General features: G+C 62.7%; 16 protein-coding genes and 1 pseudogene. 10 read left to right on the forward strand and 7 right to left on the reverse strand.

Annotation, left to right across the window (positions count from 1 at the left end; translation table 11 throughout):
* Positions 1-2: 2 nt before the first annotated feature.
* The gene (locus tag THIDRDRAFT_RS21905; protein ID WP_007043116.1) at positions 3-215 is read left to right on the forward strand and encodes a transposase; all 213 of its coding nucleotides are present in this window, start codon (positions 3-5) and stop codon (positions 213-215) included.
* Here the strand turns inward: THIDRDRAFT_RS21905 and THIDRDRAFT_RS26450 are convergent.
* The 6 genes and pseudogenes from THIDRDRAFT_RS26450 to nifL (THIDRDRAFT_RS27240) form a co-directional block, all read right to left on the reverse strand.
* Positions 118-729, reverse strand: a complete 612-nt coding sequence (locus tag THIDRDRAFT_RS26450) for a hypothetical protein (RefSeq protein WP_007043117.1) — start codon at positions 727-729, stop codon at positions 118-120. The genes THIDRDRAFT_RS21905 and THIDRDRAFT_RS26450 overlap by 98 nt on opposite strands.
* 483 nt (positions 730-1212) lie before the next feature.
* Positions 1213-2658 (reverse strand): TrkH family potassium uptake protein, encoded by a 1446-nt coding sequence (locus THIDRDRAFT_RS21910; RefSeq protein WP_007043118.1) that lies wholly within the window; start codon positions 2656-2658, stop codon positions 1213-1215.
* Between the two features lie 132 nt (positions 2659-2790).
* Positions 2791-3465: a glycine-rich domain-containing protein gene (locus tag THIDRDRAFT_RS21915; protein WP_007043119.1), complete on the reverse strand. Its 675-nt coding sequence runs from the start codon at positions 3463-3465 to the stop codon at positions 2791-2793.
* A gap of 103 nt (positions 3466-3568) precedes the next feature.
* Positions 3569-5155 (reverse strand): nif-specific transcriptional activator NifA, encoded by a 1587-nt coding sequence (gene nifA / locus THIDRDRAFT_RS21920; RefSeq protein ID WP_007043120.1) that lies wholly within the window; start codon positions 5153-5155, stop codon positions 3569-3571.
* Between the two features lie 17 nt (positions 5156-5172).
* Positions 5173-5943: a nitrogen fixation negative regulator NifL gene (gene nifL, locus THIDRDRAFT_RS27235; RefSeq protein WP_007043121.1), complete on the reverse strand. Its 771-nt coding sequence runs from the start codon at positions 5941-5943 to the stop codon at positions 5173-5175.
* Between the two features lie 82 nt (positions 5944-6025).
* Positions 6026-6697 (reverse strand): annotated as a pseudogene (nifL, locus tag THIDRDRAFT_RS27240) (nitrogen fixation negative regulator NifL); the annotation flags it as partial.
* 496 nt (positions 6698-7193) lie between these two features.
* Here nifL (THIDRDRAFT_RS27240) and rsxA point away from each other — a divergent pair.
* From rsxA to phoU, 9 genes are all read left to right on the forward strand, one after another.
* Entirely contained in the window at positions 7194-7769 is a 576-nt protein-coding gene (gene rsxA, locus THIDRDRAFT_RS21930; protein ID WP_040845798.1) for an electron transport complex subunit RsxA, read from the forward strand.
* A gap of 89 nt (positions 7770-7858) precedes the next feature.
* Positions 7859-8392 carry an electron transport complex subunit RsxB gene (gene rsxB, locus THIDRDRAFT_RS21935; protein WP_007043124.1) on the forward strand — a complete coding sequence of 178 codons (534 nt, stop codon included), beginning with the start codon at positions 7859-7861 and terminating at the stop codon, positions 8390-8392.
* Between the two features lie 43 nt (positions 8393-8435).
* The gene (rsxC, locus tag THIDRDRAFT_RS21940) at positions 8436-9956 is read left to right on the forward strand and encodes an electron transport complex subunit RsxC (protein WP_007043125.1); all 1521 of its coding nucleotides are present in this window, start codon (positions 8436-8438) and stop codon (positions 9954-9956) included.
* Position 9957: 1 nt separating this feature from the next.
* Positions 9958-11049, forward strand: coding sequence for an RnfABCDGE type electron transport complex subunit D (locus THIDRDRAFT_RS21945; RefSeq protein WP_007043126.1), 1092 nt, complete (start codon positions 9958-9960; stop codon positions 11047-11049).
* Positions 11046-11714, forward strand: a complete 669-nt coding sequence (locus tag THIDRDRAFT_RS21950) for an RnfABCDGE type electron transport complex subunit G (protein WP_007043127.1) — start codon at positions 11046-11048, stop codon at positions 11712-11714. Before THIDRDRAFT_RS21945 ends, THIDRDRAFT_RS21950 begins: the two co-directional genes overlap by 4 nt.
* A complete protein-coding gene (locus THIDRDRAFT_RS21955) occupies positions 11711-12418 on the forward strand; it encodes an electron transport complex subunit E (protein ID WP_007043128.1) in 708 nt (235 codons plus the stop codon). The genes THIDRDRAFT_RS21950 and THIDRDRAFT_RS21955 overlap by 4 nt, the downstream gene beginning before the upstream one ends.
* 62 nt (positions 12419-12480) lie before the next feature.
* Positions 12481-12762 (forward strand): RnfH family protein, encoded by a 282-nt coding sequence (locus THIDRDRAFT_RS21960; protein ID WP_007043129.1) that lies wholly within the window; start codon positions 12481-12483, stop codon positions 12760-12762.
* Between the two features lie 80 nt (positions 12763-12842).
* Complete coding sequence (locus THIDRDRAFT_RS21965) at positions 12843-13196, forward strand: hypothetical protein (protein ID WP_007043130.1); 354 nt, start codon at positions 12843-12845, stop codon at positions 13194-13196.
* Between the two features lie 342 nt (positions 13197-13538).
* Positions 13539-14204: a phosphate signaling complex protein PhoU gene (phoU, locus tag THIDRDRAFT_RS21970; RefSeq protein WP_007043131.1), complete on the forward strand. Its 666-nt coding sequence runs from the start codon at positions 13539-13541 to the stop codon at positions 14202-14204.
* Between the two features lie 76 nt (positions 14205-14280).
* Here phoU and THIDRDRAFT_RS21975 read toward each other — a convergent pair whose 3' ends face one another.
* Positions 14281-15117, reverse strand: coding sequence for an REP-associated tyrosine transposase (locus THIDRDRAFT_RS21975; protein ID WP_007043132.1), 837 nt, complete (start codon positions 15115-15117; stop codon positions 14281-14283).
* Between the last annotated feature and the right edge of the window lie 152 nt (positions 15118-15269).

Genomic DNA, 15269 nt, shown 5'->3' on the forward strand with positions numbered 1-15269 from the left:
GCGTGCAATTGCTCTTTCTTCCGCCCTATGCGCCAAACCTCAATCTGATCGAGCGATTCTGGAAGTATTTTAAAAAGATAGTGCTCTATAACCGCTATTTTGAGTCGTTCGCCGACTTCAAAGCGGCTTGCGAGAATTTCTTTCGTCACCCGAACCAATATCGTGGTGACCTACGATCGTTGCTGACGGAAAACTTCGCCATTGTCGGCGAGTAAAAACCGAAAAATTGGTATTAGCTCGGTATACTAACAATAGAATACTGGATACGAATCGGTCACGCGATTTTGAGCGTTCATGGTCCAATTCGGTTGCCATCTTTTCATGTTTCAAAAGAAGGTCATCATACATATTAACGAGCATGATGGTAGCCGCAGGGGACTGCCTGACTTCGTCTATAGAGAAACGCGGTATGCTCGATCCGTCTAGACCAGGAACCCCCGAATGATTATTTTGACTCAGTTGCGGTGTACTCAGAGGCGCGCCGCCAGCATCTGTGTTCGGAATCACCCTAAGAATAGAGTTCTTTTCTATTGAGCGCGATGCGAACGAGTCAACAGGGCCAAGAAGTGCGCCGCCCTTGATGGCGAGGGAATATCCAGCTGGCGTCGATGGGATAAAGTCGGCAGCGATCAGTTCCGCAATTGCCTCTTGCGCCGTTATTTCATCGTCGAGTTCGACCGTCAGAAGTCGTCCATCCGTTGGATGCATAAATTTTACATTTAAATCCATGGGAAGCTACGCTTTTTAGATTTTTGATTGGCTAACAGTTGATTAGACCGAATCGCTAATTACTGTGCTAGACAAATTCTGTCTAACTTCTCTACCGAGTTGACCCCCGTACATCCGAGCGGTTCCGATACATCCCGAAGACGTTGCGCCAATACTGCTGCTGAGCGCCTCATCCCGTCTATGTGCGATACCCAGAGAGAATCTAATAACCCTCCGTGCTAGACGGAAACGAAGTTGCCAACAAGGCTTCTCCAGATGTCGAGCTGGCGTAGTATTTATACACATATCGATCTTAAGCCCAGCCTTGGTGTAGGGGCAATAAAATACCGTGATCGTTAAGCGTTCCGGTGAAAGGAAATGCAACTGATGACGCGGGCCGGCGTCGGCCGCCCAGCCGATCACGGACACCGACCGACAACGCAGCAGTGTCCGGAACGGGATGCCAGCACGACTGGCACGGATCAGCCCACTGACCCGGCCGGGTCAGTTCCGCCAGTAGTCCGGGAGGAAGAGGATGAAGAGTGTGAAGATTTCGAGGCGTCCGGCGAGCATGCCGAAGACGCCTAGCCATTTGACGACCGGATCGACCGTCGCGAAGTTGGTGGCGACCTTGCCGAGTCCGGGGCCGAGCAGGTTGACTGTGGCGACCACCGCGCCGAATGCGGATTCCAGATCGAGTCCGGCCGCCATCATGGCGACGGTTAGGAGTACGCAGGTCACCACGTAAAGGACGGAGAAGCCCCAGACCGAGAACAGGATGTTCTCGGTCACCGAGCGGTTGCCGACCTTGACCACCGCGAGCGCCTGCGGATGGGCGAGCTGGAAGAGCTGGCGGAAGCCCAGTTTGACCAGCAGCATCACCCGCAGCACCTTGATTCCGCCGGCCGTCGATCCGCCGCAGCCGCCGGTGAATGAAAGGATCACGAGCACCAGCGGGACGTGCAGTGGCCAGAGTGCGAAGGTGGCGGTGCTGAAGCCGGTGCTGGTGAGGATGGAGGCGACCTGGAAAGAGGCGTAGCGCAGACAGGTCAAGCCTTCGGGATAGGCGCTTGCCCAGTAGAGGCTGGCCGCTACGAACAGGGACCCACCGAGGAAGATGAGTCCGAAAGCGCGGACCTCGGGATCGATCAGATAGGCGCCGGGGTCGCGTTTGCGCCAGGCGAGAAAATGGATCGTGAAGTTGATCCCGCCGGCGAGCATGAAGAAGGTGGCGATGGCTTCGATGAGCGGGCTGTCGAAATAACCGATGCTGGCGTCGTGGGTGGAGAAGCCGCCGGTTGAGACGGTCGCGAAGGCGTGGCCGATGGCGTCGAAGGTATTCATCCCGGCGAGCCAGAAGGCGAGCGCGCAGGCGGCGGTGAGGGCGAAATAGATGGCCCAGAGGACGCGCGCGGTCTCGGCGATGCGCGGGGTGGGTTTTTCGTGCTTGGCGACCCCGGAGGTCTCGGCGCGGTAGAGCTGCATACCGCCGACGCCGAGCAGCGGCAGGATGGCGACCGCGAGCACGATGACGCCCATTCCGCCGAGCCAGTGGATCTGCTGGCGATGGTAGAGAACGGAGGGGGGTAGCCGATCCAGTCCCTCGATGACGGTGGCCCCGGTGGTGGTGAATCCGGAGATGGACTCGAACACCGCGTCGGTGACGTTCAGGTGCAGCCCCAGGATGAAGGGCAGGGCGCCGACCATGCCGAGCAGCGCCCAGAACAGGGTGACGATGAGGAAGCCGTCGCGCACCGAGAGCTCGGTCTGCTCCTGAATATTGGGCAGCCAGAGGAAGATGCCGATACTGGCGGTGATGACCAGGGAGACCCCGAATACCAGCCATTCGCCGTCGCTGTAGATGAGCGCGACGACGATCGAGGGCAGAAAGCTCAGGCTGTAGAGCATCAGCAGGATGCCGAACAGTCGAATGATGGCGCGCCAATGCATTCGGTCTTGACTCCCCTCGGTGGCGTGTCTGTGGCACGGCTGGGGCCTGGTGTGGCCGGAGTGGGCGAATCTTGGTTTCCTTGGGCCGAGCGTGCAACCTTTGAAGCGGATTGTTCGTCGGGTGACAGGTGCTCAATCCCCGCCGCATCCCCCGCCGTCGCCTCCGTCTCCGCCGTCGCATCCGAACCAGGAACCGCCGCATCCATCGCTTGAGCCGTCGAAGCCGCCGCTGGCGAGATCGGCGATGCAATGGACCGGCTCGTCCTCGACGATTCCCCGCTGCGGATGGCAATCGAGCGCGTAGCGGAATCCGTCCTCGATCCCGAGCTGTGCGTCCAGCGCGAAGAGGAGCGGCAGTCGGGCCGGTTTTTTCGGATCCAGGCGTTCCTCACGGCAGGCGAACCACCAGGCGCGTCGCAGACCGGCGTTGCCGAGTCGGTCCGATCCCATGACCACGGCCGGGGTGTGGTGCAGGAAACGTCCGAAGGCGCGTCGGCAGAAGGCGTCGTAGTGGCGGGTATAGAGGATGAATTCGTGCCAGAGATCGTCCGTCACCCGCGACGGCATGGAGACGAATCGGCGTCCGCTCGCCAGATAGACGAGAAAAAACTGACGTAGCGCACGCGAGACCAGGTGACGATCGTGCGTCGAGAGTGACGGGTATCTGGCCGCGAGTCGGTCGAGCAGGCCGTTCGGGAAGGGGTAGGAGCGAATGAAGTTCGCCCGTTTCTTCCGTCGTCGGCTCGACCAGACCTTCGAGAGCAGAAACAGCACAATCGAGCCGATGAGGATCGCGAGCCCTGTCATGATCGAGACCTCGGTCAATGCGGCCGCCGCGTCCTGACTCTCTGCCTTGATCCGGGGCGGATTCGATGCGCGCCGTGGGCTGCCGCCCACGGCGCCGGGTCGGTTAGAACTGACGCATCTTGATGTTGAGCGTCTGGATCCGATAGGCGATCTGGCGCGGCGTCATGTTGAGCAGTCGAGCGGCCTTGGCCTGGACCCAGCCAGCCTCTTCCAGTGCGGCGATGACGCGTTCGCGCTCATCCAGGTTGGGATCGTTGAGGTCGACCGGTTGGGCGCCGTTGCCGCCGGTGGCCGGCGGCGACAGATCGGTGCTGGACGCGCTCAGATCCAGTCCGGTTAGGTTGATGACATCGCGGTCGATCAGGCCGTTTTCGCACATGACGGCGGCGCGTTCCATGCAGTTTTCTAGTTCACGCACGTTGCCTGGCCAGTCGTAGCGCATCAGGACGCGTAACGCGCTGTCGGTGATCTGCAGATCGCGTCCCTGGGTGCGGGAAAGTTTGTTCACCAGGAAGCGGGCCAGATCGGGGATGTCCTCCATACGCTCGCGCAGTGCCGGCATGCGGATCGGCATGACGTTCAGCCGGTAATAGAGGTCCTCGCGGAACTCTCCGCTCTGTACCTCGGCTTCCAGATCGCGATTGGTGGCGGCGATGACGCGCACGTCTACCTTGTGCGTGCGTCCGCCGCCGACACGCTCGAACTCGCCCTCCTGCAGAACCCGTAGGAGCTTGGCCTGAAAGGCCGGCGTGATTTCGCCGATCTCGTCGAGGAAGAGGGTGCCGCCATCGGCTTGCTCGAAACGTCCCTTGCGCTGGCTGATGGCTCCGGTGAAGGCACCCTTCTCATGACCGAACAGCTCGGATTCGAGCAGGTTGTCCGGGAGCGCCGCGCAGTTGAGCTTGACGAAGGGCGCACGCGCACGCGGCGAGTTGTAGTGGATGGCGTTGGCGATCAGCTCCTTGCCGGTCCCGGACTCGCCGCGAATCAGTACCGTCGTGTTCCATTTGGCGACTTGGCGGACCTGTTCGAACACCAGTCGCATGGAACTGGCACGGCCGATGATGCTGTCGAAACCATGCGTGCCCTTGACCTCGCGGCGCAGCTTGTCGCGCTCCTCGCGCAGCGCCTGTTGCTCGGCCTCGACCGTGCGCGCGAGCCGAACCGCCTGCCCCGTGAGGTTGGCGACCATCTCCAGGAAGCGTGCCTGGTGACCGAGCAGTGCGTCGCCCGGTGGCGGCTGGGCGGCGAGCACGCCGATCGGGTGTTCCTCGCCGACGCGGATCGGGACCCCGATGAAGGGTAGCTCGGAATTGTAGAGATTCAGCCGGTCGAGGAAGCGCGGCTCGTCGCCGATCCGGGGTAGGATCCAGGGTTCGTTCGACGAGAGGATGTGTCCGATGACGCCTTCGCCGGGCTGGTAGGTAACCTTCTCGAATGGCTCGGCATCCTTGTCGTGCAGCGCGCTGATCATCAGCTCCCCGCGATCCTCGTCGAGCAGGCATACCAGCCCGTGGTGCATGCGTCCGCGTTCGCTTAGAACGCTGAGCACCTCGCGCAAGGTCTGGCGCAGGTTCAATGACCGGCTGAGGACGCTGCTTACCTCGAATAGTGCCGCCAGTTGGGATTCGAGAAGTGCAAGGCGGCTCGCCTCTTCGGCGGTGGCGACGTCGGAAGAATGTGGACTCATTGATCGATCTGGCAAGGTCAGTCGTCCGGTAGTACGGCGTTCAAAGACAGGCGGATCAGACAGCCGCCGCTGCAGTCGGGATCGATCTCGATCGATCCGCCATGGGCATTGACGATTTCTTGCGACAGGGCGAGCCCCATGCCGGCGCGCCCTTGGCGGTTGCGCCAGCCGATATAGAAGGGCTCAAAGACCCGGTAGCGGTCTTCCGGGGCGATGCCGGATCCGTTGTCCTGGATTTCGACCTCGACCCCTTTGTCCAGACTGCGTGTCGTGATGCGGAGCTCGGGCTGTGGGGTTTTGCATTCGCGCAGCGCCAGAATGGCGTTGTCGATCAGATGCTTGAACATGGATCGCAGCTGGTTTTTGTGGCCGTTCAGCTCGGGCAGAACGGTTGCCGGTCGCCAGTCGACCACGATGCCGGTTGCGAGCAGTCGCGCGGTCTCCAGCTCCAGAACTTGGCGCAGCAGGGCGTTGACGTTGACCCGCACCCCGGATTCGCGCGGCCCCTCGGGCAGGGCGGCGTTGAGCGTGGCCAGCGCCTTGGCGCCCGAGTCGCTGATCTGGTCGAGCATGCCGATCAGTGTGTCGACGTTGCCAGCACCGCTGCGCAGCATGCCCGAGGCGGCGTTGATGACATTGAGCGGCACCTGGATCTGATAGATGGCGGCGGCGAGCGCCTCGCGCATGCCGTGCATCATCTGCTGCTCGGCGAGCCGGGCGCGCAGATGCTCCAGGTGGGCGCGTTCGATCTCGCGTCGGCGTCCGGTGATGTCGTTTGCGAGCAGCAACAGTCGGCGGTCGTTCGGGGCCTGCTGACCGAAAAAGCCTGCGTGCCGTTGGGTCGGCCTCGTCGACCGGGGTTCCGGAGCAGGAGAACCAGCGCGGTCCCTGGTTGCCTCGGATGTCGATGCTCACCTCGACGTTCTTGAATCCATGTCCGTCCAGACAGGCGGCGAAGGCATCGAGCCCGAGCTGTTCGCCGATCGCCTTGCGCAAAACATCGACCGGCTCCTTGCCCTGAAGATCGTCGAGCAGCTTTTTGTATTCCTGGTTGTCGAGGATGACCCGTCCCTCACTGTCGAGCAGCACCACGATCACCGGTGCGGCATCGAGCACCGTCTCGATGCGGGTCTTCTGCTGGCGCAACGCCCCTTCGAGCTCGTGCATCTTGGTGACGTCGCGATGCATGCCGAGGAAGTATTTGAGGTCGCCGTCGCTGTCCAGCACCGGCGAGATGGTCAGCTCGGCCAGGTAGTCGCCGCCCTGCTTGGTGCGGTTCACCAGGGTGCCGGTCCAGGTCTGCTTATGCTGGATGGTGCGCCACAGGTGCTGATAGACGCTGTCCGGGGTGGCGTTGTTGGACAGAATCGCCTCGTTCTGTCCCCGTACCTCTTCGCGGCTGTAGCCGGTGAGCGTCTCGAAGGCATGGTTGGCGTAGAGGATGGTCGCCTTGGCGTCGGTGATCGAGATGGCGATGGGCGATTGCTCAACGGCCTCGAAGAAGAGTCGCGGTGGCAGGGGATCGCTCGGGTCGCCCCCCATCAGGGCCAGCGCCTCCACCACTTCCGGTGGTGTTCCGACCGGAGGCGAGGCGAGAAATTCGCCCAGCGCATTGATCACGGCTTGCTGGGCGGGTTCCGGGGCTTGTCGAACCGGCACGGCTTTCTCCTGAGAAGTTCAGCGGACTTGACGCGAACGTCAAGCACAAAATAGACCAGATTTCTTCCGTTTCGGTAGCGTCGGGCAGCTGGCCCGAGCGAAATCCCTTGTCAGTTTTCCAACATTTCTAGGCACACCGCAACAAGAATTCTGTTGTCAGCACGACAGTTGCCGTTTTTGTCGGGTATTGCGAGTGGCGCTCGGGTGCGTCGTCCAGCTGGATGACGCATCCGCCAAGTGGCTGTTTCGGCGCTCCGACCTGGCCGGAAGTTCGCCTGTAAGGCTCAAACAGATGGCGACAGCGGGAGGTCGGTTCAAGATGGCACTACGTTTGCATGTGTCAACATCATCCTGGCCGACGCGAAAGGTTTCGTTACCGATGGGCGAGTATCTCATGCTGATCCTCGGCACCGCACTGGTTAACAATGTGGTGCTGGTCAAATTTCTCGGTCTTTGCCCCTTCATGGGGGTGTCGAACAAACTCGATTCGGCGCTCGGCATGGGGCTTGCGACCACCTTTGTGTTGACCCTGGCCGCAGTCGCCGGCTGGCTGCTGGAGCACTTCGTGCTGCTGCCGCTGGACATCGGCTTTCTGCGCATCCTGTCCTTCATCCTGGTGATCGCGGCCGTCGTGCAGTTCACCGAGATGGCGGTGCGCAAGATCTCGCCCTCTCTCTATCAGGTGCTGGGTATCTATCTGCCGCTCATCACCACTAACTGCGCCGTACTCGGCGTCGCCCTCCTGAATGTGCAGGAGGGGCATGGCTTCCTCGAAAGCGTGCTGTACGGTTTCGGGTCGGCGCTCGGCTTCACCCTGGTGATGGTGCTGTTCGCTGGAATGCGCGAGCGGCTTGCACTCGCCCAGGTGCCCGCCGCCTTCGCCGGCGCCCCCATCGCCTTCGTTGCGGCGGGATTGCTCTCGCTCGCCTTCATGGGCTTCGCCGGGTTGACCTAGTGTCTGTCCGGACACGCCCACGTGGGCGTGTCCGGCTCGACCCGTGAAACCATGGAACTCCACGTCATCCAACCGGAGATCTGTCAGACATGCTTGCCGCGATCGCCAGTCTCACCACGCTAGGTCTCGCCTTGGGTTTGCTCCTCGGTATCGCCTCGCGCTATCTCAAGGTGGAGTCCAGCGCCGCGACCGAGCAGGTAGCGGCCCTCCTGCCCGGCTCACAGTGCGGACAGTGCGGCTATCCCGGCTGCGCACCGGCCGCCGAAGCCATCGCCTCGGGCGCCGCGCCCGTCACCATCTGTCCGCCCGGCGGACGGGCACTGGCCGAGGAACTGGCCAGTCTGCTCGGCGTGACCGCCGATCTGTCCGGCGTCGAGGACAAGCCGCCGATGATCGCGCACGTTCACGAAAATCTTTGCATCGGCTGTACCAAGTGCTTCAAGCGTTGTCCGACGGACGCCATCATGGGGGCCAACAACATGATCCACAGCGTCTTCGCCGATGCCTGTATCGGCTGCGAGCTGTGCTTCGACGTCTGTCCCACCGAATGCATCGAGATGCGTCCATTGACGCCGACCCTGCAGACCTGGCATTGGCCCAAGCCAGCGGCGGTGGCGGCATGAGCGGCATCTGGGCTTTTATTCGGACCACAGGGGGCGCACGGTCATGAAACTCTTCAAGATTCGCGGCGGTGTCCACCCGGACGACCGCAAGCAGTTGGCCGCCGGGCAGTCGATCGAGTCGCTGCCGATGCCGGCCCTGCTGCATATCCCGTTGCAGCAGCACATCGGCGCGCCTGCCAGTCCGGCGGTGCGACGCGGTCAGATGGTTGCCAAAGGCGATCTGCTGGCCCAGGGGCAGGGTGTGATCTCGGCCCCGGTGCATGCGCCGACCTCCGGACGCATCATGGGCGTGGGCAGCTATCCGGCCCACCATGCCTCCGGTCTTTCGGTGCCGACCATCACCCTGAAGCCGGACGGCGAGGATCGTTGGGCGGACCATGTCGAGGGCGTCGAGGATCCCTTCGCGCTCGAACCCGAGGCGGTGGCCGAACGCGTGGCCAAGGCCGGGATCGTGGGCCTGGGCGGGGCGACCTTCCCGGCGGCGGTCAAGCTGAACCTGCGCAAGCGCTTCCAGGTCCACACCCTGGTCATCAACGGCGCCGAGTGCGAGCCCTATCTGACCTGCGACGACCGTCTGATGCGCGAGTGCTCGAACGAGGTGATCGACGGCATCCGCATCATGGCTCACGCCCTGGGCGTGAAACAGATCATCATCGCAATCGAAAACAACAAGCCCGAGGCCCAGGCCGCTATGGCCGTTGTCGCCTCGGCCCATTCCGATATCCGCATCGCCCGTCTGCCGACCCGCTATCCGATGGGGTCGGAGAAGCATCTGGTGCAGACCCTAACCGGACGCGAGACCCCGGCCCGCGCCCTGACCGCGGAGATCGGTGTCGTGGTGCACAACCCGGCCACCGCCTTCGCGGTGCATGAGGCGCTACGCTTCGGTTATCCGCTGGTCTCGCGCGTGGTCACCGTCACCGGCGGCGCCATCGCCCAGCCGCGCAATCTGCGTGTCCTGCTTGGGACCAAGGTCCAGGATCTGCTGGACCACTGTGGCGGATTCAGGGTCGATCCGGAGCGTCTCATCAGCGGCGGACCCATGATGGGCCAGCCCCTGCCGAGCACCCGCGTTCCCATGGTCAAGGGCAGCAACGGCGTCCTGGCGCTCACGGTCGAGGAGACCAACGAACGCGAACCCATGCCCTGCATCCGCTGCGGGAACTGCGTCCAGGCCTGTCCCTGCGGTCTGGTTCCGCTGGAGATGGCGGCCCATACCCGGGTCGGCGACCTGGAGGGCGCGGTCGGTCTGGGGCTGATGGATTGCATCAGCTGCGGCTCCTGCGCCTACGCCTGTCCGGCCCACATCCCGCTGGTCCAGTTCTTCAACTACGCCAAGGGCGAGATGGCGGCGCGCGGCCGGGCCAAGCAGAAGCAGGCCGAGACCAAGCGTCTCGCCGAGCAGCGCACGGCGCGCATGGAGGCGATCAAGCAGGCCAAGCGCGAGGCGATGGCGAAGCGCAAGCGCGAGATGGCGGCGAAAAAGAAGGCCGAGGCGGAGAAGAAGGCCGCTGAGACCCAAGCGGCTCAACCGGCTCAATCTGCGGCCGAGACGGAGGCATGAGATGAGTATCGAGACGCCGGCCGCCAAGGCCGGTCCATTCGCCCACGAGCCGGTCAGCATCCCCCGCACCATGGGGCTGGTGATGCTGGCCCTGCTGCCGGCGACCCTATTCGGCATCGTCCAGTTCGGCTGGCCGGCGCTCTATCTGTTCGTTGCCACCATTCTGGCGGCGATTCTGGCCGAGGCCGTCTCGCTGGGCGTGGCGGGCAAGCCGGTGCGACCCTATCTGATGGACGGCTCGGCGATCCTGACCGGCTGGCTGCTCGCCATGACCCTGCCGCCCTGGGCGCCCTGGTGGATCGGGGCCGTCGGCAGTCTGCTGGCGATCGTCGTCGCCAAGCAGGTGTTCGGCGGGATCGGACAGAATCTCTTCAATCCCGCCATGGTGGCGCGGGTGGCGCTGCTCATCACCTTCCCGCTGGAGATGACCAGCTTCACGGTGCCGACGCCGCTGTTCTCGGCGCATGCCCCAGGGCTGCTTGAGAGTCTGGCGATTACCTTCGGCGGTCAGGGCTTTGATGCCTTCAGTGGCGCCACGGTGCTCGGGCACGTCCGCACCGAATTGGGGCAGGGGCACGGTCTCTCGACGATTCTGCCCGAGGTTTTCGGTCCATTCTCGGGCGCCATCGGCACGGTGGCCGGCAGCATGGGCGAGACTTCGGGTCTGCTGCTGCTCGGCGGCGGCATCTTCCTCATCTACAAGCGGATCATCAGTTGGCACATCCCGGTGACCATGCTGGCTACCATCGCCATCCTGGCGACCGGCATGCATCTCGTCGATCCCGAGCACTACGCGGGCCCTTACTACCATCTGGTGTCCGGCGCGACCCTGCTCGGCGCCTTCTTCATCGCGACCGATCTGGTGACCTCGCCGGTTACGCGGCGCGGTCAGATCATCTTCGCCGCCGGCTGCGGTCTGCTGATCTATGTCATTCGCACCTGGGCTGGCTATCCGGAGGGCGTGGCCTTCGCGGTGCTGCTGATGAACGCCTGCACACCTTTGATCGACCACTATGTCAAACCGCGTGTCTACGGCCGCGATCGTCGCGGTCAGCCGATCGAGTACGCCAACGACGTTGAGGTGAAGCCATGAACTTTGCCGCAAAGTCTTTCGATCGTCAGAGCGTCGGCTATCAGGCCGGATTGCTCGGTGGATTCACACTCCTGGCCGCCGCGCTCCTGGTGATCGGCGATCTCGCGACCGAAGGGGCCATCGAGCAGCGTCATGCCGAGGATCTCAAGGCGTCGCTGACCCAGGTCATTCCACCCGAGATTCACGACAACGACCTGCTTGCGAACCCCTTGGTCATCAAGGGCGACGACGGGCAGGACGTGGTGGTCTATCGCGCGCTCAAGGGACTCGATGTCACCGGTGTCGCCTACCGCATCGTCGGGTTCGGCTATGCCGGCGAGATCGACTCTATCCTGGGGCTCGACGCCCAGGGTCGAATCATCGGCGTGCGCGTCCTCGCCCATGCCGAGACGCCTGGGTTGGGCGATAAGATCGAGGTTGCCAAGGACGACTGGATCCTGGGCTTCAATGGACGATCGCTCGGCGATCCGCCGCTGGAGCGCTGGGGCGTCAAGAAGGACGGCGGCGATTTCGATCAGTTCAGCGGGGCCACCATCACGCCGCGCGGGGTGGTCCGCTCCATCCGCGAGGGGCTGCAGTTCTTCGCCGAGCATCGCGATGCCCTGACGGCCCCGGCTGAGATCGGCACCGCCGACGCGGATCAACCGACTCGGAGCCAGCCATGAGCACAGACACGGATACCAAGCCGAAGACCAACTGGGGCCAGATCGCCGCCGACGGTTTCTGGGGCAACAATGTCGTCTTCGCCCAACTGCTGGCGCTCTGCCCGCTGCTGGCGGTCACGGGAACCGCGACCAACGGTCTCGGAATGGGGCTGGCGACCACCGCGGTCATGGTGGCCTCGGGTCTGCTGATCGCCCTGATCCGGAATCTGGTGACGCCCGAGGTGCGCATCCCCATCTTCATCCTGGTGATCGCGGTGCTGGTGACCCTGGTCGATCTGGCTATGAACGCCTGGCTTCACGATCTGCACAAGATCCTGGGTCTCTTCATTCCCCTGATCGTCACCAACTGCGCCATCCTGGGACGCGCCGAGTCGTTCGCCTCGCGCAATCCGGTCGGCGCATCGGCCTTCGACGGTCTCATGATGGGCGTGGGCTTCACCTTCACCCTGGTGGTCCTCGGCGGATTCCGCGAGATCATCGGCAGCGGCACCCTGTTCGCGAACGCCTCGCTGCTGCTGGGGCAGGGCATGTCCTTCCTGGAGATGACGCTGATCCCGGACTATCGCGGATTCCTGCTGGCGATCCTGCCGCCGGGCGGATTCATCGCGCTGGGTTTCATCCTGGCCGGAAAGCGTCTGATCGATACCCGCATCGCCGAGGCCAAGAAACGTCAGGACGCAGGCGCTCAGGCACTGGCGTCATGATCGGCAGGGGCGTCGCTGACACGCCCCGGCTACATTTTCGACTCGATACGGAGTAGACCCCGATGCTCGTTGGCGTCGCCTACGCAGACAAATTCAAGCAGACCTGGTTGAAGCTGGATGTGCCCGAGGGCAGCACCATCCGCGAGGCCATCGAACGCTCCGGGCTGCTGAACCAATTCCCCGAGATCGACCTTGAGGCGAACAAGGTCGGCATCTTCGGCAAGATCTCCAAGCTCGACGCCAAGCTCGTCGACGGAAACCGGGTGGAAATCTACCGTCCCATCGTCGCCGACCCCGAGACGGTGGAGCGCCGCGATCGGGGCGGTGAACTTGATGACGACTGATGCGTTGACTAGGATGCATGTGAGGCCGTTTGGCGTCCCGCGAACGCCTTAATTACAACACGCATCTTGAGGACTGAGCGATGAAGGCAAGAATGATCCTGGTCGCCGCGAGTGGCTTGCTGGCATCGTCGGCTGTCTTGGCTGACAGCTTCGACGTTTACAACCGCAGCGCCCGTAACGAAGTCCTGCGCAGTCAGGCCGATGTCAACTACGCGACTGCTGGCGCCATCGACCGAGAGTCCCGCGCCAATGCGCGCCTGACCAACAGCCGCGCCGACTACATGGATAATCGCGTGCGGGTCAAGAACCGGACCGAGAATACCGAGGTCTTCGGTACCAACACCTCCAATGTGGCCAACGGCTTCAACTCGATCGGCCAAGCGGCCCAGAGCATCGGGCATGGTGCCGCGGCGTTGCGTTGGGGCTTCCGTTAGGTTTCAGGCTGCCGTCATTAAGCATGCTCTCGCGACCGCCCTTCGGGGCGGTTTTTCGTTTGGTTTCGGTCTCCGTGCTCCTCGGGCATCCGCGCCGCGTTCGTCACATTTCGCTTCTGTGTAGGAGGTGCCTTTCGGCGACCTTCGACTCCTCCCTCTGTTCGACGGCCTACCGAGACACCATCTATGCTGGGTCGCCGTTTTCGCGTGGTCTCAGGGTGCGGTGGAGACGCAATTCATGCGTTTGCCTTCAGAGAAGACTAAGATGTCGCCCCCGTGTTGCGCCTTGCTCCGCGCGGCCCATTGAGCGAGTCAGACAGAATAATCGACGAGGATGCAGTGATGACCGATAACCTGAATCTTGTGCAGAAGAGGCGCCAGCATTTGCAGTCTGCGGTAGGGGAGCTGGGTGCCCTGGTTATTGCGGCCCTGAACCAATCGGTCGATTGCATCAAGCGCCAGGATCTCGAACTCGCCGAGCGCATCGTCGCCGAGGATGCCGTTATCAATCGGCACCGTCGCATGCTGGAGCAGGACTGTCTGGTGACGCTCGCCGCCTATAAACCAGCCGGCGAAGATCTCCGCGCCGTCGGCGCCTGCATGGAGCTGGTTTCGGAGCTGGAGCGTATCGGCGACTATGCGGCGGATGTGGCAAGCATCATTCTGAAGAACGGAGAGACCCCGCTTCCACCTGAGCCCGTTGCAGCCATTGTGCAGCTCGCAGGCGATGCGATCGGTATGCTGGCCGGCACCCTCTCCGCCTTTACATCCAACGAGAACGAGGCGGCCATTCGCGAGGCCGTCACCATGGAGGAGCAGGTCGACCGGGAGGAAGACGCCTTCATCGATCAGGTGCTGAGCCGAATGCGCTCCGATGCCTCGTTTGCAATCACCGGTACCTATCTGTTGTGGATCGTGCATAACTACGAACGGGTCGCGGACCGCGCGACCAACGTGGCCGAGCGCGCTATCTACGTCGTCTCGGGGTATACGCCGGATTTGGATTGACGCACGCCCCTTCTTCTAAGCCGATCCATGCCAGTGCGTCGATCGGCGAGGGAGACCAGGGTCAGTTCTCGCATCATTACAATCCCTTCCGCACGACGCGTCCGACGGTCGCCAGATGAACCCCAAAGTGCTGCGCGATCTCTCGATAGCTGTAAGCTTCGGTCGCATAGGCCGCGCGGATGGCCGCGTTGCGATCCGCATGCTGCGCGGCGATCACAGCCAACGCGGGCGCCGGGGCGCGACGTTGCACCTTGGGGATGGTGAGCACGTCGCCTCGAATCCGGGCCTTGGTCTGCATCCGCTCCACAAACGTGGAATCCCCCAGATAGACCTGCTGGCGAAGGCCGCTCCAGAAATCCCGCTTTCCGACGCCTTCGCTGACGAAGCGTTGATACTGAAGACGGGCCTCCTCGGGACGGTCACCGAACTGGCTCAAGAGTCCGTCGACCGCCAGCCAGGCAGGGGCAGGCACCATCCCGATCATGGCCCGGTAGCTGCTCCAAGGCCAAGCATCCGGACTCGCGACAAGCCCTGCGCGCACCGGATTGAGGACGACGTAGCGGGTCAACTCCAGCAGATAGGCGTCTTTGTCGACCAGAATGCCCTTGAAACGACCCTGGAAGAGGTGGCCGACGCGGCCATGACGTCGGTTCGAGGTTTGCGTGTAAACGCCATTCAACTGGCGCATTCCCTTGGAGAGATTGCCCTCGACCGTCTCGATGATGAGGTGATAGTGGTTTGTCATCAGGCAGTAGGCGTGGCACAGCCAGTTGAAACGCTCCACCACCTCCGCGAGCACCCGCAAGAACGCCTCGCGATCATCATCGTCTTCGTTGATCGGCTCGCGCCGATCACCACGCGAGGTGATGTGGTACAGCGCACCGGCGAACTCGATTCGGAGAGGTCTAGCCATCACTCACTCAACGATAGCGTATCGGGGAAGATGATACTATTCGAGACCTGACCGTATGCCGTAACATGCTGATTAACTTGCGGATTCAAGTTCCGCCGATGGAGTTGCTCGTACACCATTGTAGTGCCCCGGAGCGGCGTTTGGGTAACCAA

The sequence above is a fragment of the Thiorhodococcus drewsii AZ1 genome (genome assembly GCF_000224065.1).
Lineage (GTDB): Bacteria > Pseudomonadota > Gammaproteobacteria > Chromatiales > Chromatiaceae > Imhoffiella > Imhoffiella drewsii.